The 18,553-nt window shown below is 61.9% G+C and carries 24 protein-coding genes; 14 read left to right on the top strand and 10 right to left on the bottom strand.

The annotated features are described in order from the left end of the window. Nucleotides 1–14 precede the first annotated feature (14 nt). The 3 genes from SynRS9907_RS09215 to SynRS9907_RS09205 are packed head-to-tail and all read left to right on the top strand — an operon-like array spanning nucleotide 15 to nucleotide 2,416. The gene (locus SynRS9907_RS09215; RefSeq protein WP_188020784.1) at nucleotides 15–1,118 is read left to right on the top strand and encodes a rhodanese-like domain-containing protein; all 1,104 of its coding nucleotides are present in this window, start codon (nucleotides 15–17) and stop codon (nucleotides 1,116–1,118) included. Nucleotides 1,119–1,163: 45 nt separating this feature from the next. Continuing rightward, nucleotides 1,164–1,673, top strand: coding sequence for a rhodanese-like domain-containing protein (locus SynRS9907_RS09210; protein WP_188020783.1), 510 nt, complete (start codon nucleotides 1,164–1,166; stop codon nucleotides 1,671–1,673). Then, entirely contained in the window at nucleotides 1,670–2,416 is a 747-nt protein-coding gene (locus SynRS9907_RS09205) for a sulfite exporter TauE/SafE family protein (RefSeq protein ID WP_188022421.1), read from the top strand. The genes SynRS9907_RS09210 and SynRS9907_RS09205 overlap by 4 nt, the downstream gene beginning before the upstream one ends. Nucleotides 2,417–2,504: 88 nt before the next feature. Here the strand turns inward: SynRS9907_RS09205 and SynRS9907_RS09200 are convergent, their stop codons facing one another. The 6 genes from SynRS9907_RS09200 to SynRS9907_RS09175 all read right to left on the bottom strand — a co-directional run bounded on the left by SynRS9907_RS09200 (nucleotide 2,505) and on the right by SynRS9907_RS09175 (nucleotide 5,322). Then, the gene (locus SynRS9907_RS09200) at nucleotides 2,505–2,714 is read right to left on the bottom strand and encodes a DUF3104 domain-containing protein (RefSeq protein WP_188020782.1); all 210 of its coding nucleotides are present in this window, start codon (nucleotides 2,712–2,714) and stop codon (nucleotides 2,505–2,507) included. A gap of 286 nt (nucleotides 2,715–3,000) precedes the next feature. Then, on the bottom strand, nucleotides 3,001–3,495 hold the full coding sequence (locus SynRS9907_RS09195; protein WP_188020781.1) for a phosphate-starvation-inducible PsiE family protein: 495 nt from the start codon (nucleotides 3,493–3,495) through the stop codon (nucleotides 3,001–3,003). A gap of 5 nt (nucleotides 3,496–3,500) precedes the next feature. Then, entirely contained in the window at nucleotides 3,501–3,716 is a 216-nt protein-coding gene (locus SynRS9907_RS09190) for a hypothetical protein (RefSeq protein WP_188022506.1), read from the bottom strand. A gap of 300 nt (nucleotides 3,717–4,016) precedes the next feature. Next, entirely contained in the window at nucleotides 4,017–4,253 is a 237-nt protein-coding gene (locus SynRS9907_RS09185) for a hypothetical protein (RefSeq protein WP_188020780.1), read from the bottom strand. Between the two features lie 131 nt (nucleotides 4,254–4,384). Further along, on the bottom strand, nucleotides 4,385–4,609 hold the full coding sequence (locus tag SynRS9907_RS09180) for a DUF2811 domain-containing protein (protein ID WP_188020779.1): 225 nt from the start codon (nucleotides 4,607–4,609) through the stop codon (nucleotides 4,385–4,387). Between the two features lie 329 nt (nucleotides 4,610–4,938). Beyond that, nucleotides 4,939–5,322 carry a hypothetical protein gene (locus SynRS9907_RS09175; protein WP_188020778.1) on the bottom strand — a complete coding sequence of 128 codons (384 nt, stop codon included), beginning with the start codon at nucleotides 5,320–5,322 and terminating at the stop codon, nucleotides 4,939–4,941. A gap of 857 nt (nucleotides 5,323–6,179) precedes the next feature. On the opposite strand from SynRS9907_RS09175, the gene SynRS9907_RS09170 reads away from it, so the two are divergent. Continuing rightward, complete coding sequence (locus SynRS9907_RS09170) at nucleotides 6,180–6,821, top strand: hypothetical protein (RefSeq protein ID WP_188020777.1); 642 nt, start codon at nucleotides 6,180–6,182, stop codon at nucleotides 6,819–6,821. Then, on the top strand, nucleotides 6,818–7,462 hold the full coding sequence (locus SynRS9907_RS09165; RefSeq protein WP_188020776.1) for a hypothetical protein: 645 nt from the start codon (nucleotides 6,818–6,820) through the stop codon (nucleotides 7,460–7,462). Before SynRS9907_RS09170 ends, SynRS9907_RS09165 begins: the two co-directional genes overlap by 4 nt. Nucleotides 7,463–7,588: 126 nt before the next feature. Here SynRS9907_RS09165 and SynRS9907_RS09160 read toward each other — a convergent pair whose 3' ends face one another. From SynRS9907_RS09160 to SynRS9907_RS09145, 4 genes are read right to left on the bottom strand one after another with little or no spacing between them, the layout of a single operon-like run. After that, nucleotides 7,589–9,187, bottom strand: a complete 1,599-nt coding sequence (locus SynRS9907_RS09160) for a DNA primase (RefSeq protein WP_188020775.1) — start codon at nucleotides 9,185–9,187, stop codon at nucleotides 7,589–7,591. Next, nucleotides 9,184–10,818: a DnaB-like helicase C-terminal domain-containing protein gene (locus SynRS9907_RS09155; protein WP_188020774.1), complete on the bottom strand. Its 1,635-nt coding sequence runs from the start codon at nucleotides 10,816–10,818 to the stop codon at nucleotides 9,184–9,186. The genes SynRS9907_RS09160 and SynRS9907_RS09155 overlap by 4 nt, the downstream gene beginning before the upstream one ends. Next, a complete protein-coding gene (locus tag SynRS9907_RS09150) occupies nucleotides 10,815–11,744 on the bottom strand; it encodes a hypothetical protein (RefSeq protein WP_188020773.1) in 930 nt (309 codons plus the stop codon). Before SynRS9907_RS09150 ends, SynRS9907_RS09155 begins: the two co-directional genes overlap by 4 nt. After that, a complete protein-coding gene (locus SynRS9907_RS09145; protein WP_188020772.1) occupies nucleotides 11,744–11,920 on the bottom strand; it encodes a hypothetical protein in 177 nt (58 codons plus the stop codon). Before SynRS9907_RS09145 ends, SynRS9907_RS09150 begins: the two co-directional genes overlap by 1 nt. A 415-nt stretch (nucleotides 11,921–12,335) precedes the next feature. Between SynRS9907_RS09145 and SynRS9907_RS09140 the strand changes: the two genes are divergently transcribed. From SynRS9907_RS09140 to SynRS9907_RS09100, 9 genes are all read left to right on the top strand, one after another. Beyond that, nucleotides 12,336–13,085, top strand: coding sequence for a hypothetical protein (locus SynRS9907_RS09140; protein WP_188020771.1), 750 nt, complete (start codon nucleotides 12,336–12,338; stop codon nucleotides 13,083–13,085). Between the two features lie 110 nt (nucleotides 13,086–13,195). Continuing rightward, entirely contained in the window at nucleotides 13,196–14,089 is an 894-nt protein-coding gene (locus SynRS9907_RS09135) for a recombinase RecT (protein ID WP_188020770.1), read from the top strand. A gap of 195 nt (nucleotides 14,090–14,284) precedes the next feature. Next, nucleotides 14,285–14,599, top strand: a complete 315-nt coding sequence (locus tag SynRS9907_RS09130) for a hypothetical protein (RefSeq protein ID WP_188020769.1) — start codon at nucleotides 14,285–14,287, stop codon at nucleotides 14,597–14,599. Between the two features lie 57 nt (nucleotides 14,600–14,656). Next, entirely contained in the window at nucleotides 14,657–15,553 is an 897-nt protein-coding gene (locus tag SynRS9907_RS09125; protein ID WP_188020768.1) for a sigma-70 family RNA polymerase sigma factor, read from the top strand. Between the two features lie 23 nt (nucleotides 15,554–15,576). Continuing rightward, a complete protein-coding gene (locus SynRS9907_RS09120) occupies nucleotides 15,577–15,933 on the top strand; it encodes a single-stranded DNA-binding protein (protein WP_188020767.1) in 357 nt (118 codons plus the stop codon). A gap of 82 nt (nucleotides 15,934–16,015) precedes the next feature. Continuing rightward, complete coding sequence (locus SynRS9907_RS09115; RefSeq protein WP_188020766.1) at nucleotides 16,016–16,522, top strand: hypothetical protein; 507 nt, start codon at nucleotides 16,016–16,018, stop codon at nucleotides 16,520–16,522. Further along, nucleotides 16,522–16,866 carry a RusA family crossover junction endodeoxyribonuclease gene (locus tag SynRS9907_RS09110; protein WP_223157655.1) on the top strand — a complete coding sequence of 115 codons (345 nt, stop codon included), beginning with the start codon at nucleotides 16,522–16,524 and terminating at the stop codon, nucleotides 16,864–16,866. Before SynRS9907_RS09115 ends, SynRS9907_RS09110 begins: the two co-directional genes overlap by 1 nt. A gap of 165 nt (nucleotides 16,867–17,031) precedes the next feature. Continuing rightward, nucleotides 17,032–17,985 carry a PD-(D/E)XK nuclease-like domain-containing protein gene (locus SynRS9907_RS09105; protein ID WP_188020764.1) on the top strand — a complete coding sequence of 318 codons (954 nt, stop codon included), beginning with the start codon at nucleotides 17,032–17,034 and terminating at the stop codon, nucleotides 17,983–17,985. Then, entirely contained in the window at nucleotides 17,985–18,518 is a 534-nt protein-coding gene (locus SynRS9907_RS09100) for a hypothetical protein (protein ID WP_188020763.1), read from the top strand. The genes SynRS9907_RS09105 and SynRS9907_RS09100 overlap by 1 nt, the downstream gene beginning before the upstream one ends. The last annotated feature ends 35 nt before the right edge of the window (nucleotides 18,519–18,553 follow it).

The following is an 18,553-nucleotide window of genomic DNA, read 5'->3' as shown; positions in this document are numbered from 1 at the left end:
AGTTTGGCTTGGTGATGGGGCCTTCCATTGCTAGTGATGCAGCGGGTGCGAGTTCTCTGCTGTTCCGGCAGATGTGGGATTCAGGCACCGGAACGTTCACGTACCTCCTGGCCGATCCGTCTGCCTCAGAAGCGGTGTTGATCGATCCGGTGTTCGAACGCCACAGCCGTGATCTGGCGCTGGTCAACGAACTAGGCCTTCATCTGGTGGCTTCCATCGACACCCACGTTCATGCCGACCACGTCACCGGAAGCTGGTGTCTGCATGCCGCCACCGGCTGCTCCATCGCTCTTGCAGCCGTAGCTGGTGCCGACTTCGTCAGCCAACCGCTTGCCCATGGCGACAGCATTGCGTTCGGAAGCCGTTCGCTCTCCGTTCGCGCCACACCGGGGCATACCGAGGGTTGTCTCACCTACGTGCTGGATGACGCCTCGATGGCCTTCACCGGCGATGCCTTGTTGATTCGCGGCTGTGGTCGTTGTGATTTCCAGCAGGGCAGTGCCGAGGCTCTATGGCACTCGATCCACCAGCAGATCCTCTCGCTGCCACAGCACTGTTTGCTGTACCCGGGGCACGACTACGAGGGCCGCTCGGTGACGAGCGTGGCGGAGGAAGCCCGTTTCAATCCGCGGTTTGGTGGTGCAGCACGACAGCAGGATTTCATCGGCACCATGGCCAACCTTCAGTTGCCTCACCCGCGCCGCATTGATGTGGCCTTGCCCGGAAATCTGCGCAGTGGACGTCCGCTGGAGGAGTCCGAATCCAAGAGCGACTGGGCACCCTTGCAGCGCAGCTATGCCGGACTTGATGAGATCACCCCTGACTGGGTCGCCGGCCATCTCGATGCAATCACCCTGTTGGATGTGCGCTCAAACGAGGAGTGGCTGGGGCCTGACGGTCGCGTTGCTGGAAGTCTTCACCTTCCACTTCCCGACTTAATGCAGAGCCTGGAGATGCTTCCCCGAGATCGACCCGTGGTGGTGGCTTGTTATGCCGGCAGCCGCTCCGCTCTGGCCACCCAACAGCTGCAGCGAAATGGGTTGAAGCAAGTTGCCAATTTGCGTGGAGGCTTGCAGCGCTGGGCTGACGAGGGCTACCCCCTGGAGCTGCCTCAGTAGCCATTTGTTCTTTCTACGACCTTTTCATCGCCGTATCGCTTGTCCATGTCGCAACATCTCTCTCCCTCAGATCTTCAGACCCGTCTCGATGCAGTGACGGTGGTCGATGTGCGCCAGCCGATGGAAGTGGCTGGTGGTCGCATTTCCGGCAGCCGGTGCATTCCCCTTGATCGGCTGCCGCGGGCTGAACTTCCTGAGGGGGATCTCGTCTTTGTCTGTGCCAGCGGCAATCGCAGCTCGCAAGCGATTGCTGTGGTTCAGCAGCGTTTTCCGGGGCGCCCTGTGATGGACCTTGCCGGTGGCCTCGAGCAATGGCAAAGCGAGGGGTTGCCCGTTGAACGGCAGGCCGGAGCTCCCATGCCACTGATGCGTCAGGTGCAGATCGCCGCTGGGTCTCTGGTGCTGTTGGGGCTGATCGGCAGCCATTGGTGGGCTGCCGCCTGGATTGGTCTGAGCTGGTTTGTTGGAGCGGGCCTTGTTTTCGCTGGAGTGAGCGGTTTTTGTGGCATGGCTCGCCTGCTGGCTTGGATGCCCTGGAATCGGGTGCGGCTGTGACTGATCTGCTGCTGCTTGCCGGTGGTGCCTTGATTGGAGCGTTGCTGGCCTTGCTGGGTGCCGGAGGCTCGATCCTTCTGCTGCCCTTGTTGGTCAGCGGTTTGTCCCTGCCGATGCGCGAGGCCGTGCCCCTGTCGCTGATCGTTGTGCTGTTGCTGGCCCTGATGAATCTTGTGCCGGCGTTGCGGCAACGGCGCGTGTCATGGCGTTTCGCTGGGTGGATGGGGGCTCCAGCCCTACTGGGCAGCTGGATTGGAGCCGCTTGGGTCAAAGACGGTCTGATCGGCCCGAACCAACAGTTGCTGCTGTTTGCCTTCGCGGCCGCTGCTGCAGCCGTCTTGATGGCGCGGCCGGTTTCGGCAAGCTCTGCATCCACAGGGCCAGCGCGTTGGTGGTGGCTTCCGCCCCAGGGCTTGGGCGTTGGCTTGCTCACCGGGATTGCGGGTGTCGGCGGAGGCTTTGCTGTTGTTCCTGCGCTGGTCCTTCTGGGCCGGTTGCCCATGGCCTTGGCCTCCGGCACCAGCCTTTTGGTGATCGCCGCCAGCTCCTTGATGGCGTTGCTGGCTCACGGGGAATGGAGCCTGGAGGGCCTACGGCTGCTGTTTCCCTTGTTGATTGGCGGTGGTTTCGGTGTCCTGCTTGGACAACGTTTGGCTCCCCATATGCCAGAACAACGCTTGCGCCAGGGATTTGCTGCGTTGCTGCTGGTGTCAGCGGTGTCAAGTGGCGTTGAAGCCCTGTAACCCAGGGACGCGCATGGTGTGCAGCCCTCTGCCTTGAACGACCGAGCACCGATTGCTTCAATTCTTCAACGTCTGTCGCCTCACTGAATCAGAGGGTTGGGACGATGTGGGTCACCCGATTGGCATCAACCCAGGTGATGAATCCAGATCCAACTTCAGCAACTTTGAACCTGCTGGGAATGGATTCATTTTCACGATATTCAACATTCAATACATCTGCAATCCACCAATTACCATCGCCTTCAGTGATGCCAACAGTCATTCCTGTTTTGACGTGAAAATAAACCTGGTCCTCCATTTGTGCAGTCAAGGCGATGCCGCGACTTATCTATTGTTTTCGCATCACGTTCCTGATTGGTTGTATCGCTCAATACATTGATATCGTTTTATTTGGTTGCTCAATGGGGCTTCTGCTGGTTGCAAGGGCTGAAGCCAGGGGCTTCGGCCTTCCTGTCTCAGTTCCCTGGCTGGAGGAGATTTTCCAAGACATCAGACACTGAAGTTGGGCTCGATTGCTATGGGCAAGCGAGCGAGTTAGGCATCTTTCCACCGGTGAGGGTGGCCTCCCTTTTGTTCGTTAAGCCTCAGTCTTGGAAATCAAGCTTGTTGGCTGATCCTCCGCGGCCCAGTCGTTTGCGGGAGGGAGTGGCGTTCGCACGTTTCACCAACCAGTAAGCGGCTGAAAGTGAGAGGACTGCGATCCCGAGGCCTACCAACAGCTGGGGTTTGTTTTCAGCACCGGAAGGCAGCACGATCACTTTGCGAGCCACAGCCGTTAGCGAGGTGACCAGAACCAGTTCGATCTGCACCACATGGCGCCTCAGGTAACTGGTGATGTTTTGCAGCACCTCCAGCGCGATCAATACGGTGAGCAGATCGCCGAGGGTCTTGATCAGGTCATCGCCCAGCCACGTTGCCGCTGACCCAGTCAGCAGCTTGGAGCCCAAGGCAACCGTCAGCTGGATGATGGCGGCACTGATCACCACAGCCGTGATCAGGGTGAGCAGTCGGGCGACCTCGCGCTCACCCGCATCAACGAAACCGAGGAAGCTTCTCTTGGAACGCGTGGGTTCACTCATGGGTTTCAGTCGTTGAAGGGGTTGTAGTGAGGGCGAGCCTTGGTGTCGCTGGCCGGGTTGACCATTTTGGTGTCGCAGATGATGGAGCCATCCCTCGGCTTGCCGCGCTTGCCCAGCCACCGCTGCTCGCAGGGGCTGGCGCCACCTTTGCAGATGCCATGGAGCGCTATCGCGAGGGACCCCACCGGTGAGGCACGGCAGCGCAGCGCAGGCAAGGACACCCCGCAGGGGTGCATGGCTTGATCCTTGCCGAGCGAGCAAGCCAGTGCCTCGATGGGGTTGCCCTCGCGTGCTCCGGGCCCGCATTGCTCTGAACGCTCTGAGCTGGGCCTGCTGCCACCCTGTAAAGCCAGGGAGGTGGCGAGGGCGGTTTCTACGCTGCGCCGGCTCTGCTTGATGGCATCGCACGGCTGAGGCTGGCCCTGCCAGTGGTCGCAGTACGACCGCCAGCGCTCGGCGCTGTACGGGGCCTGAGCAGCGGATGCGTTGGGAGCGGTTTCCTGCTGTTGCCGCCGCTGGTGTCAGGCAGCAGCAGGGTTGCGCTGTTGTGGCCCAGAGATGCGGTTCCTGCGGGACCGCCGCAGGCTGTGCACCGGCGCCGGCGGTTGGGCGCGCAGCAGACGCTGCTGACTGGCGGGATCCAACAAGGCCCGCACCTCTTCTCCAGCCTGGTCGCTGTAGACAAACAACTGCAGGTCAGAAGGAACAACAGTGCAGGCTTGTTTGCGGCCGTCACGCAGCAGGAAACAGGACGACATCTGAGTGATGGCGAGGGGGCAGTGAATGGCCTCATCAAGCGCCAGGGGCCGCCACTGCGCTGGCGTTGTTGTGGCAGCTCAGGGAGCTGCTGCTCTGCACTTGCTTTGGATCTCAACAGGGTTGCAGAGCCCTAGGAATGCAGAGCATCCGGGGTGCAGGTCTGCTGGTGAAACAGGCCTGCGAGGTAATGCTGCGCAACAGCACGCTCCTTGCAGCCTTGCTGAAAGAGGAAGCCCGCAATGGCGGCCTGAACAAGGCGGTACTGGTCCCACTGCGGATGGTCGGCGATAAAAACTCCCATGGCGCGATGCAGATCTTCCGGCAGTTGGTTTTCCACACTCACGTGGACTGGCATCGCATCGGGTGTCTCGTTCAACTCGTCCCATGGCTGTCAACCCAGCCATCAGGCCATGGCGCCTGCAGTGATGTCAAAAAAGCGGTCTCGCTCCGCTTAAGCGATGCACCCCATCAAGAATCAAGGCCAGCACTGGGCTCGGCTCTTTGGTATGTGTCGTGGGGCACAAAACAGAACGGCGTGAGATCCGCCTGTCAAGGGGCAGGCTCGTTTTCCCCGAAACACCCGGAACCGATTGGCAGGCCTGGATTGCGCTCTGACGGAGTTGTGGAAAAACTGTGGAAAGACGGCTTTGTTCAGTGAAGAAGTGCTCTGTTCACGGCTGCTGATCAGTCGATGAGGGGGTCAGCAGGAATGGCAATTCCCTGCGGTTTGAGCAGTGGTCCATCACGGTCCGAGCGGAAGCGCACGGTGCTTCCTTCCGCAATGTCCAGAAGGCCCTGGAGGATCGCCTCGAGGGCTGTTGATGTCACCTGGGCGCCGGTGCTCATCCCTTCCGGGCTGCTGAGCAGAAGGCGCAGCCTGTTGCTGGGCAATAGCTCAATCCATGCGGTGACCAGCAGAGCCTGGTCCCCGCAGGCAAGCTTGACTTCGGCATTGCGCGGGTCCAGCCATTCCAGCTGGCCTCCAAGCCGGCCGGTGAGCTGGCTGAGCGCCTGGCGACGATCGGGGCTATCGACCACCCCGTCCATCCAGGCCTCCAATCGCGCCATGGTTCCTCCTCAGGAGCCTATTTTCCACGAACTCAATGGTGCTGCGGTTGCTCCAGCCAGCGAGGTGATCGGTCGCAGCGGACAGGCCGGCTGAGTGTTGCCGAAAGAACCGGCCGCTACCTATCAATGAAGCGGTGTTCATGTTCCCTAGGCAGTAGCGGATGCGCCTTCTAACAACGCTTTTCCGGCGATGATGGACGAGAGGTTTTTGGTCGCGCTGTAGACGCGTGAGTCCAATTGACACCCCCCCTCTTCTTCTCTCCCTGAAGCGGACTTGAGCGTTCTCCGCTCTTGGGTGTCCGCGTGTGACGGCTGTTCCGATCTGCAGCAGGCGATTTGTCGCTGCACATCACCGCAGGAGATCATCGATCTAGCGGCAGGAGATGGGTATGGGATCAGCCTCAAGGCTTTGCGCTCCTGTTCTCGCGAACTCACCGCGCCCTACTGGCCGTGGTCCGAGAAAGGCCACGTGTGGCGGCGAGCTTTTTTTGATCCATGAGCCAAACTTTTGCTTGGTGGTTGCACGGTTGTGCGATCGAGAGGTGTTTCAGCTCTGATCAGCTTTGATCACTGCCTTGCGCAGTCTCTCGATTCCCTTGAGCTGCTGGGGGCTGTACGGAATCTGAGCAGTGGTCCCGTTTGCCTCAGCCGGTCATTGTTGTGAGAATGCACGGGGTGTGGGTTCAAAGGGCAGTGTTGACTACCGAGACTGATGAGCTCATACCTTTTGTCCGCCGCTGAATAACGTGGTGCGACTACACACTTAAATATCCCAGCTTTATTCGCGGTCAGTGGTGGGGATTTGCAAGTTTTACTAAACTCTGAAATCAAATCAGTAATTGCGATTACCAGCTCAAATGAAAGCACTTGTTCTAACACTCCCTTTTCTTCTGATTCACTCTGTTCATGCAGAGGGCTTGGATGATGCTTTTCATCTAATAAAAAAAGCTGGTGGCCTCACGCAATTATGTGTGAGTAACCCCGAGATTGAAGAATGCAAATTGGCAATCGGAAAATGGAAGCCGCAAGAACTGGAAAAAGTCAAAGCAATGGCTCCTTATTGCTATGAGCAGTGTGAATATGATCAGTATGGATTTGTGAAGTCTTCAGGAGGAGGGCCCGAATTTCCAATGGTCGTCACTAAAGATTTTGATGGGTCGTCGGCTAGCCGTGGCGTTGAATTTTTTATGTTTCCAGTTGCTCTTAAGGCTTATAAGTATGAGGGATGTGTTGGCTGTTCTCTCACCAAGAGGTATCCAAGTCGAGTTGATATTGTTCAAAGAGGTTCTCGGTTAATTCAACTACCAAGGCTTTCGCGTGGAACGTTTTATATGACTTCTGCGGCCAGGGGGTACGCCATGAAGCTCTCGCGTTCTTCCGAAGATATGCTAGTGCGGCTTAGTTTTAGCGAAGATGTCGAAACAAGAAGAATTTCTAAGATAGCTTTAAGGTCATATTCTCTTATGTTATCAAGCTTGAAGTATGATTTAGTGCAATGAAAAAAGCTGCCTTTGTCGCCATCATGATTGGGGCTTTCGCTCTGTCTTTGCCGCCAGGCTTAAATGCACAATTTAACGAGCAAGTCCTCTGCCAGAGAAGAAAAGTTGGTGTTGATAAATACAAGAAGCTTGCTGTTGCGGATGGGTATGACAGTGTCGAGACTTATATGCTTGATTCAGACTTTAGGAAGCCCGCAAAAGACATCCCTTGGTCTGAAACGAAAATACTTGAAGATCCGGTAATTGGTGAAAGAGTTGGAGTTCTCGATCGTAATTACATTCCAAATGCCAGTAGGATCCATACAGGTTGGTTTAGGAATTTGATTATCGCTGAGGGTATTGACTACAATCCTCAGCTTGGCGTGACAAGGCGATATGAGTTTGATGTCATGATGATTCCATCTGGCGATTCTTATTATGTATTAAGAGGATGTGACGGCAGATTTCCGGTCACCGAGGGGCTTGCGAATGCACTAAGAACTCAGCCGCCTGGTAAAAATGTTTTTATCAAGCTTTATGCTGAAGGTTTCGGTGGCGGAATATTGAATCAGATTGGCGCTGGAACTGTTAAGGAGTGGGGTAAAATTTATGCTAATTGGGATCAGCCAAGCAGCGTTCGCCCAAGTGAGTTGGGATTTTAGTGATATCAGCATTTAAAAATTGACTTCCCTTGGGCCGTCTTTCTTTTCTTAAGTGCTCTGTCTCGCAATAAGAGAGTGAATTTGACTTTGTTTGATGAGGTGTTCTGACGCCTCATTAACTCGGTGTCATGCCGGTGCTGTTGCTGATGAGGCCATGCCGGCTCTCTGCGGTGCGTGGTGTGGGAGGCTGACGCCAATGTTGTTGTTGTTCGAATCGTGATAGGTCTTGGACATAAGGGCATTCCAGGCCTGTTCCAATTCCTCCTGGGGGTTGGCGGTGATCACACGCAGCACCTCCGGGATCGGACGCAGCAGCGGCCGGATCACGTCATAGAGCGCCTCGTCCCGCTTGAGCACCTTGGCCAGCACCTGCGGAATGGCCTGGTGGCTGGTGCCCATCGCCTGCAGCATCCTGATCAGGGTCCAGGCCTTCGCGAGCATCGGGTCCCGGTACTCCAACAGCGAGAGGGCCTGGATGTGGTCCGCGCGGGTGGTGTGGAAGTAAAGCCGTAGCGCGCGGCGCTCAGCCCAGTGGCCGCGGTCGATCTCCCTTTGGGTTTGCAGCTTGGCAGGGCTGACCATTGGCACCACCCGAAGCACGTCTTGCGCCCGTTTCCTCACCCAAGCGCGCAGTGCTCCCTCGGGCAGGATCCGCAGAATCTGCTTCACGCCTTGCTCAGCGCTGGCGATCGTGGCCGGGTCGCTGGGATCGATCCTCGCGACGGCAGCCTCGACGAGGTGCTCCACCCAGCTGACGCTTTGCGTCCGCAGCTGCTCGAACTCCTCAGCGCAGTCGGCAGGGTCCTTGCCCGCCGGGAGCATCAGGATCTGGAGGTCGAGCTCTCCGCGCAAGGCAAACTCCTGCAATGCGGTGATCGCGCGCTCGGCTGCTGTCGCGCCGCCCAGGTCGCCGTCGAAGCAGAGCAGCACCTGATGCAGCCGGGTGCTGCGCACCAGCTTCTCCACCATCCCCGGGGTCAGGCTCGAGCCGGACACCGCCACGACGTTGCGGATTCCCTCCTGCCACAGACGGATGACGTCGAACTGGCCCTCGGTGATGATCACCCGCCCGCTGCGGACGATCTCGGGCCGTGCCTTGTCGAGGCCGAACACCAGCTCCGACTTATTGAAGAGGATGTCGTTGGGGCTGTTCTTGTATTTCGGCTTCTGCTCCCCCAGCACCCGGCCGGTGAAGGCGATGGTGCGCCCCTGGGGATCGCGCAGGGGGACCATCAGCCGCTGAGCGCCGGCATTCCAGCCGATGCCCCACGCGACCACGGTCTCCTTGCTCAGGCCACGCATCTTCAGATAGGTCTTCGCTTCTGGTGAGGTGAAGAGAGCCGCATGGAATTCGCTCTCCTGCTTGCTCCGCTTGGCATACAGGGCCGAGCGTTCGGCGTTGCGCTGCGCGATCTTCTCGGCGTCTTCTGGATTGGCCGGCTTGACCTCGACGTTGTATCGCTCAGCCAGATGGGTCACGGCTTCGGTGAAGCTCAGGCCGTGCTGGTCCTGCACCCAGCCGATGGCGTCGACACCCTTGGCGCAGACGTGGCAATAGGCGAAGCCCTTCTGGGGACTGATCGAGAGGCTGGGCCTGCGGTCGTCGTGCCACGGGCAGCGGGCAGCGAACTCATGGCCGACCCGCTTGAGCTGGGTTCCTTCGAACTGGTCGAGGATCCTGGCCCTCTCCCGGACCTGGGTGATGGTGTGCTCGTGCAGCCTCATGCGTCACTCCCGTCGGTGAAGAAGCAGAACTCGCGGTCGACGGAGACCTCGGTCACGTCTTCTGAGATGAAGTCGCCGGCAGCGTTGTTGTTGCGGCCGTCCTGGATCTCGCGCTGGCCGTTGCGGAATTTGGCGTGGACGATGTCGAGTTGGTTCGGGCTGAAGGGGGTGTTCTCCTCGTGCTTCGGGAACTCGAGCAACCACACAGCGGTGGCCAGCTGAGCCAGCACGTCGGTGCCGTTGATGTGCTCAAGCCCCGGGCGCTGCGCCAGGCAAGCCTCGCGGTTGAGCTGCGCCATCACGAACAGATCCACCTCGCAGGCCTTGCCCACCTGGTGCAGGTAGAGGGCCCGGGCCTCCATCTCCGCGCTCCGATGCGAGAACCCCTTCATCGAGCTCATGATGTGGAAGTGGTCGATGAAGACCGCGCTGAGTTCCGGGTTCTGGGCCTTGGCGGCGTAGATGTATTCGCCCATGACTTCGGCGTTGGCCTGGAAGTCACCCTTGACGGTGAAGGAGCCGTAGCCGTCCCGTTGGCGGTCATTGGCCCAGCTCCTGCGCAGTTGCTGGAACTCAGGCGGCACCGAGGTCCGGCGTCCCCGCCCTTCGATGATCCAGCTCGGGACACGGCAACCCCGCCGGTAGCTGTAGTGCGCCAGGCCCCGGGCCATGATTTCCCTGCGGCTGAGCTCGCAGCTGATGAACAGCACATGCGCGCCGTTCATGCAGAGCCCCATCGCAGCCGCGACGCCGAGGGTGGTCTTGCCGACCCGGGTGCGGGCGCCGATCACGTTGAGCTTGCCGGGATCATCGGGATTGATCCCGCCCTGGAGGTCGATGTCGAGGGCGCGGACGCCGGTGGAGATCACCCGCCCCTTCTCGGCGGTCATCACCTGCTCGAGCTCATCGAACATGCTCTCGGGGGTGTCGAAGCTTTCGCCTCCGCGCAGCCGGCCCCGCACCAGGTTCATCGCCTGGCTGCTGGAGCACACCAGCTGCTGGACGACCTCCTCGACGGGGAGATCGGCGCGGAGCTTGAACTCGACCGAGCGGATCGCCTCCCGGATCATTGAGCGCGCGCAGCGGCTCTTGAGCAGATCGACGGCGATGTCGAAGTCGTTTTTGCCAAGGCCGGCGGCGGCCGCCTCGAGGGCGTTGATCGACTGGGTGAAGGCCTGGAAGCTGCCGAGGACCTGCTCGTTGTCCAGGCGCTCGCGGTAACCGGCGATCAGGGCCTTGCCGTTGATCTTGCGGACGTCGCCCTTCTTGCCGCGGAAGACCTGGTCGATCTCGTGGGCCACCCGGGCGTGGAGCGGATCCCCCCAGAGCTCAGCCGGCACCGGATCCTTGGGATCAAGGCCGATGGCCTGGCGGAAGGCGGCCCAGCGAGCGGAGCGGTCAACATTTCCTTCCAGTGCGAAACCGAGGATGATCTGCTCCTGGGGATGGCTGTCGTCTTCCCGAGCAGAAGCAAGCTTCTTCTCCTCGCGGCGCTTGTCGAGCTCGCCGTCGACATCGCTGCCATCGGGAAGGGTGAGACCTGCGTCGGTCTCCACCAGCTCACCGGCGGCGATCGTCTGATCGATCAGACCGACGGCCCATTCGTTGAATTCCAGGTCGTCGAGGCTCATGCGGATGTCTGCTGGGAATAGAAGGCGAGGGCTGCGGCTGCGCGGGCCTGCTTGTCTGCGACGGAGGCGAACGTGACGCCGGAGCGGGCGATCAGGCGACCGCTGGGGTTCGGCCGGAAGAAGTCCGGGTGCTCCAAGCGATCCGGATCGCGTCCGGCCGTTGCGGCGCTGGTTCCCTTCGCGAGGGCGCGATCGACCATCTCCTCGAAGTGGGCCTTGGCGGTGTTGCCGGTGCCCATGAAGTTGGCCCAGCTCATCCGCTTGGACCGCCACCAGGAATCAGCAGCGGCTTCCGTCAACGCCAGCGGCAGCAGCTCGAGAAACGTCTCGAATCCACCCAGCTGTCTGGCCAGGTGCTCGACCACCCGCATCCGGGTGCCCATGGTGGCGATGGACTGCCAGGCCTTCGGTTTGTGGGTGTTCCAGACCGCAACGACCCGGTCCGTCTGGGCCGGTGTCTGCGGTTTCGGGGGTTGGGGGTTTTTCTTGTTCTTGTGGGTCTGCTTCTTGCCTTCTTCAAAGTGACCCTGCATCGGGGACACCGGTGACCCCAGATCGGAGAGACCCTGACCCTGGATTGAGGACACCGGTACCCCTGCATTGGGATCACCCTGAGCCGGATCCGGGGACAGGGGTTTCGGGCCTTCGATTCCATTCAGACGGATCTCGGTGCCAGCGTTGTTGCCCCGCCGGATGGCGACATCGATCCAGCCGATCCCGGCCATGCGCTGGAGCACGGCGGCCACCTTCTCGGGCTTGACGCCGATGGATTTGGCGAGGCTGCGCTGGCTGATCCGGCATGCGTGACCGCGGGCCCGATGCTCGAGAAATCCATAGAGATCGAGCATCACCAGCGACTCGGCATGGCTGACGCCGGCGATCCGGCGAACATGGGCCAGCAGGGGCCGCGGGAAGTTGTAGGCCATCAGCGGACCTCCTGCTGTTGCTGGCCCCTGGGCTGGATGCTGGCCAGGACGTTGCGCCGTGCTGCGGTGGGGCTCAACCCGTTGACCCTGCTGCAGGCGGCCGGGGTCGCCAGAGCACGGGTGGGGATCCACTGCAGCCGCCGCTGACGCCGTTCGGCGCTGCTGCGGACGTTCACAGGTGCAGAGGGGGACGGTGTGGATGTTGGGAAGCTACCCAGGTCAGCTTCTGCGGCTTCGGGGCTGGTGGATCAAGGCCTGCCGCCTCATGCGATCAGGATCAACCGCAGGGTCTGTCAGGGTTCGGATTGCCATCCATCGCCAGGCGCGGGCCGCTCGACCGCCTGGTCTTGGCTTGAATCCATTGGGGAACAGGAGATCTTCTTCCGTCGTCTCCGGCCGCCGGACCCGTGCCGTGCACCCGTCTCAGCCAATTATCAGAAACAGCACAGGGGCAGCTAACTTGTATGGGTAAGGATTCGGACAAGCTGGTTCGACAGGATTGCAACCGTTACAACCCGCAGACCACGCCCGCTCGCTTGCAAGCCAACTTTTTTCGGACCTCCCACCGCTGCACCCCTCGCTAGACAACAGATGGCCAACGCAACCGCCACCGCGCCGCCGATGACCTCCGCAGGCCCTCTCTCGGGAGAAGAACGCAGGGAGGCTGGCCGCGCCTATTTCACCAAGGTGCTCACCCATGTTCTGGCCAACATCTCCCACCCGGAGATGGCGGCCCTGGCGGACTGGGCGACGAATGAACCGGGATGTCTGCACACCTCCCAGCTGAGTCACCTCCGCAACGCCAAGATGCGCATGCTTGGCGTCAAGAGCCTCGACGCCCTCGGCCGGATCAACGAATGCGCCTGGGCGTTCCACAACGATCGACGGGGTCAGTTCAAGGCGATGGGAACCGCCCAGACCACCGTCAAGATCGAGCAGTGCCTTGAGCGTTACGTCCCGGTGCTTCACCCGGACAGCGGTCGCCCGATCAATGCCGGCGATCTGATGATGATTTATCTGGGCTATCTGAAGCTGGATCTTCCCGGGGATGATCCCGTTGCGGCCGCCCGGTGGGGATCGGTCGCCGCGGAACTGGGCCACTGGTTCGAGGCTCTGCTGGAGGAGCGTGATGTGCGCTTCCGCGATGCCGTGAAGATCATCGATTCGGCCTGGTCTGGCACCAACAGCCAGAAGCTGAAGTTGGTCGCGGTTCTCTCCGGCCTGGATGACTACAGCGCTGATGAGGTCGCCGAGGCCTGGCCGGCCATCACCAAGGCGGTGGCCGTGCTGTTGGACGAGACCATCAGCGAGAGCGAGCTGATCGAGATCGTGGCGAAGTGAGGCGGAGCGAGCGGGGTTGACCCGGGAAGGGGGCTGAGGCCCCCTTTTTTTGGGCATGTTTTTGGGGTGCAGGCTGACCCGGGTAGCCTGATGAAGCCACGGCATTCACCTTGAGCACCACCCCCGCCCCCTGGACCGATCAGCAGAAAAAGCTGGTGTTTGCAACGGTCGCGAAGGGCCTGAGTCCAGCCGATCAGGCCCACTTCGAGGCCGTCTGCATCAGCTCCGGGCTCGATCCCCTGCGCAAGGAGATCTACGCCGTGAGCCGCGGCGGAACGCTGTCGATTCAGACCGGAATCGACGGCTACCTGAAGCTGGCCAACGCCACCCGTGAGTTGAACGGGATGGAGGTGCTCTTCTATGACAACGCAGGCCAGGCAACGGAGGTCTGGCTCAGCCCGAAGCCGCCGGTGGCCTGCCTGGTTCGCGTTTACCGCAAGGGGGCGGACTATCCCTTCACCGCCAGCTGTCGCTTTGAGGCGTATCGGCAAGGCGGACCGATGTGGCAGAAGTTCCCGGAAACGATGCTCGCCAAGGCCACGACGACCTTGGCGCTGCGGCGCGGCTTCTCCGATGTGATCGCAGGCATTGCCAGTGCCGACGAGATGGACCAGGCCGGACTCGCCGCTGCGGAAGCATTGGGCCAGGGCACGCCCGAGGCGGCCCCCGCCCTTGCCGCTGAATCGCCCACGTCGGCCCCCAAGCGGAAGCCGCAACCGCAGCAGAAGCCGCAGCCCCAGGCACCTGCTGCTGAGGCGGCCGCCGAACAGCTGGCCAAGGCCACCGGCGGGACGGTGGTCGAGCCGCCGGCGAGTCCGACCGCTGATGACCTCAAGGCCGTCGGCCTCGAGCTGGGGCTGACCACCCACGCCATCGAAGGAATCCTCGGCTTGATTCAGGGGGACATCGTCAAGGGCATCGCGACGATGCAAGCCAAGAGCCAGGCCGAGATCACCAAGCTCAATCAGAAATTCGCCCCTGCCCCTGCCCCCGAGGACTGGTGAAGCCGATTTCAAGCTGACCTCGCACCCTCAGGGCTTCGGTCCTGGGGGTGTTGTGTTCTCAGGAAAGATTCAGCCAGATCTGTTGCGAGACGAAGTGCAACGGGGTCATGCTGTACGTATCCGAACAGGATGGATGGGTGGCCTTCTCGCTCTCCCACCAGCCAGCCCTCAGTCCCTTGCGCTGCCCCCCTGGCCATGACCATCACGCCCCCCTCTTGCCTGGTGCGCCCCGCTCACCGTCCCGGTCAACGCGCCGGCGGTGCGGCAGGCGTTCTGCCGACCGAGCGCCTGCTGTTGCAGTTTCTCTGCGCCCATCTGCCGGTGGAGGAGCTCGAGCAGGTGGTGACCATCACCCCGAACAGCATCGAGAACGCCGACATTTGGCAGGGCCATGGGGAGCTGCTTGAGCTCTGGGACCTGCTGCACTTCTCCACCCAGGAGCGGCTGGTGGCTCAGCTCCGGCACAGCCTCTTCCGGGCGCTGGCTGACGCTGAAGGCTTTCTGCTCTGAACGCGTTTCGGTCTGAGCTGATCCTGTTCGACTTTTGACCCAAACAACCCAATTGCTATGGCTGCTGCAACGTCACTCGAGTTCTTCTTCCAGCAGATGGGTCGCTTTGAGCGGCTCGATCAGGCCACCACCACCGCCCTGGCCGCTGCGGTCCAGGCCTGGCAGGGCCATCCCGCCGGTCCCGATGCCGCCCCGATGCGGGTGCGGATCAAGGGCCAGGCGGCCCGCGACAAGCTGGTGCGTCACAACCTGCGGCTGGTCGTTCACATCTGGCGCAACAGCTATTCGCTCAAGCTGCCGGTGCAGCACCCCGGTGTGATCGATGCCCTGCAGACCGCCGCCATGAACCTGGTGCGGGCTGCGGAGAAGTACTCCCCTGCGCGGGGTACGACCTTCAGCACCTACGCCGCCGCCTGGATTCACAAGGGCCTGCGCGACTACCTGACCGACGAGGAGCGTCTGGTCCGGATTCCGGCCAACAGCTTCCACATCATCAAGGCCGCCAGCGCGATCATCTGCAGGGCCAGGGCGCTGGGGGAGCCGATTCCCACCGCTCAGCAGCTGGTCGATGAGCTCCGCCTCACCCGCAAGCACGTCCCGACCGCGACGAGCCTGGCCCACTGGCTCGACGCGGCATTGAAGACCGATGCCCTCAGCCTGGACGCCAGGGTTGGGCGCCTCGAGGAGGAGGGCGGCACGCTGATCGACAGCGTGGCCGACCCCGCCAGCGCCGAGGCCGATGAGCAGCTCGAGCGGGTCCATGAGGCGATGGAGTTCCTCAGTGATGTGGAGCGGACGGTGCTGAGCAAGCGCTATCTGGGCAAGGGGGTGGTGCGCCATGCCGCCATCGCCAGGCAGGTGGGCCTCAGTCGCTCCCGCGTGCAGCAGATCGAGCAGCAGGCGATCCATGCGATTCGGAACCTGGCAGGCCTCCGGCCGATCCGGGTAGCTTGACCCTGTCTCGATTCGAACTAATCATGGCCAATCTGTCTATTCATGGAAACATCGGCCGGGCGCCTGAGCTCCGTCAGGCCGGTGCCTCCCAGGTGCTGAGTTTTTCGGTGGCTGACAAGGGCTTCATCTATTCCAAGACCGGCGATGCGCCGCCCCAGTGGTACGACGTCGAGGTCTGGGGCCGGGAGGCGGAGCGCCTCAGCACTGTTCTGGCCAAAGGCTCCTCTGTGGTGGTCTACGGGCAGCTGATTCAGCGGCCGTACGCCAAGAAGGACGGCACCCCGGGCCTGGCTCTGGATGTGAAGGCCCACGCCATCGAATTCGCCGGCAGAAAAGCCGATGCCGCTGCCGCCGCCAGCTTTGGCGAGGTTCCGTTCTGAGCGCTCAGGCGAATCAACGTGGGGCTCAGCTGAGCCCTCTTCTCGTTTTTCTTTGTCCTGTCGTTCTGTACGGATTCGAATCGTGACCCTGTCGCTCGTGAATGACGATCTGGCCGGCCTGGGTGAAATGTTCGGCGCGGTCCTGTTCGAGGAGACCCCGCGGATCAACCCGGCCCGGGTCCGTCCCTTTGTCTTTGCGGTTCTTCTGCTCCGGGCCGCCGTGCGCGCTTCGGAGGTGACCGCTTCCCTCGGCTGTCACGTCCATCCCGATGACCTTCGCCGCGGCGACGGCGAGGCGAGCCAACTCGATCGGGTGGTGCAGCACACCCTTATCGATCTGGTGCAGCGCGGTGTCCTCAGGGATCGCGGCGATGGCCTCTACGTGCTCAGCAGCAGCAGCGAGGGCTGCCGCCTCGCGATCTCGATCGCCGCTGCCCTCGACGCCCAGCTGCCCGATCACCTGCTGCAGGAGATCGGCCGTGGCCCCTTTGCTGGCCTGCCCCTGCGCGATGCCCCGGGCCAGCGGGAGGGCCGGAACCCTTCGGCATGGAAACCCGAGAGATCAAGATTCGCCTGGATCTGCCGCTGATGAGCAAGGCCAGGCCCCGCTTCGGCAAGGGCCGCAGCTACCTCCCCGCCAGCTACCGGCAGTGGAAGCAGCAGGCCCGCCAGCTGCTGCGGATGTTCTGGGAGGCCCATGGGCTGGAGACCCTCGACCAGTTCGAGCTTCACGTTGAAGCCCACGGCCCCGGTCGCTGCGATGCCGACAACCTGATCGGATCGATCCTGGATGCCGGGCTCCCCGACAAGACAAGCGGCTTCCGCGGCTGCTGGCGGGACGACCGGGTGACGGTGATCCCGGTGATCAGCTTCCGCTGGGTCCGCTCAAAGCAGCAGTTCTGGGATGTCCAAATCCTGACCCGGGTAGCTTGATCTGGAGGATCACAGCGGGGCGCGCCAACGCTGGCCAGGCCTGACAACCTCGGAACCGGACCCGCCAGACAAGGGTGTCCACCACGGAAGGAAAGGGGCCTGCGGGCCCCTTTTTTCATGTTCAACAAGCTGTCCCGGGTAGCTTGAGTCACTGAATCTGGATCGATGTCCAAGCTGCTGATCGGAGAAGGCTGCGAGGTCCGCTACCACCAGCCCGACCGGGACTACCGGCGTGCCCAAGGCCGCAGCCAGTCCGAACTCAAAGAGGTTCTCCGCTCACCGGCGCACTGGCTGGCCCGCTACGGCCCCAACGCCGAGCCCAGCTTTCCGAGCGCCGCGATGATCATCGGCACCGCACTCCACGCCAAGGTCCTGGAGCCCGAGGCCTTCGATGGCCGCTTCTACGACCGCTCCCAGGCCGCCAAGCCGCTCAGCGTTGCCGAGCTCAAGGCGGCCCTGGCGCAGGAGCAGGTGGAGATTCCCAAGGGGGCCAGGAAGGCCGACCTCGAGGCCCTGCTGTATCCCGATGGCAAGCCGGTGGACCAGCGCACCGGCCTCGCGAAGGAGGACTTCGCGCTCGTCAACGGCATGGCCGAGGCCCTGCGCAGCCATGCCGTGGCGGGCTGCTGGTTTGACCCGGGCCGCAGCAACTACCGCAAGGCCAATGAGATCAGCATTTATGTCGATCAGGGGCACAACCCCTACGGACTGCCGATCAAGGGCCGGATCGACCGGCTGGAGAAGACCGCCGAGGGGTGGCTGATCCTGGACCTGAAGACCACTGACGACGCCAGCCCTGATGCCTTCATGAAGAAGGCGTTCAACCTCGGTTACCACCTGCAGGCGGCCTTTTATTGCGACCTGGTGGCCAGGGCATTCCAGAACGCGAACGTGCAGTTCATCTTCTGCGCGATCGAGCGCAAGCGTCCCCATGGCATCGCGCTGTACCAGGCGAGCCCTGCCTTTCTGAGCGCCGGGATGGAGAAGGTCCAGCAAGCCGCCAGCGCGCTGCGCCATGCCCTGGCCACCGACAGCTACGGCGGTTATCCCCAGCAGATCCAGCCGCTGGACTTGCCCGCCTGGGCAAAATCGGGGCAGCGCCAGCCGGATCTGTTCTGATGCCCCTGACCCCTGCCGAACGGATGGCCCGGACGCGGGCCCGCCGGCGGGGTGAGGTGGCACCACAGCCCACCTGCAGTGTCTGCGGCAAGCCGATCAAGGACTCCGGCAATGGCCGCGCTTTCGCCTCCGGGCTCTGCCACAGGCACTGGCTGGAGTCCGATGCGGGCAAGGCGTTCGTGGCTGATCAGCGCCGGCTCCGCAGGGAAGCCAAGACCGGCCCGAAGCCGTTCCGCTACTTCGGCGCGCCTCCCGGCGAGGAGGCCTGGCCCGAGGGGCCGTTCAACCGGCTGCGCCTGGCGGTGAGCAGCAGCTACATCGGCAAGGGCAAGCCGCGCGGCAAGGTCTGGATCGTCTGGAGCGATGACGTGGTCACCGAGCACGAGGGGGTCACTCAGGCCCACGTTGGTGTGATCACCCGCGACGACGGCATCGCGGTGGACCGCTCCGATCTGGCGGCCCAGGCCAGGCAGGTGGATGCCCTGACCGAGCGGGTGCGGCATTACGGCCATGCCGACGTCTATCTGGTCTGAGGAACCCCGTCTGCCGGATCCGGGCGAGCCGTCCG

The sequence above is a fragment of the Synechococcus sp. RS9907 genome, from assembly GCF_014279615.1.
GTDB lineage: Bacteria > Cyanobacteriota > Cyanobacteriia > PCC-6307 > Cyanobiaceae > Parasynechococcus.
This window is presented reverse-complemented; position numbering and strand designations above follow the sequence as displayed.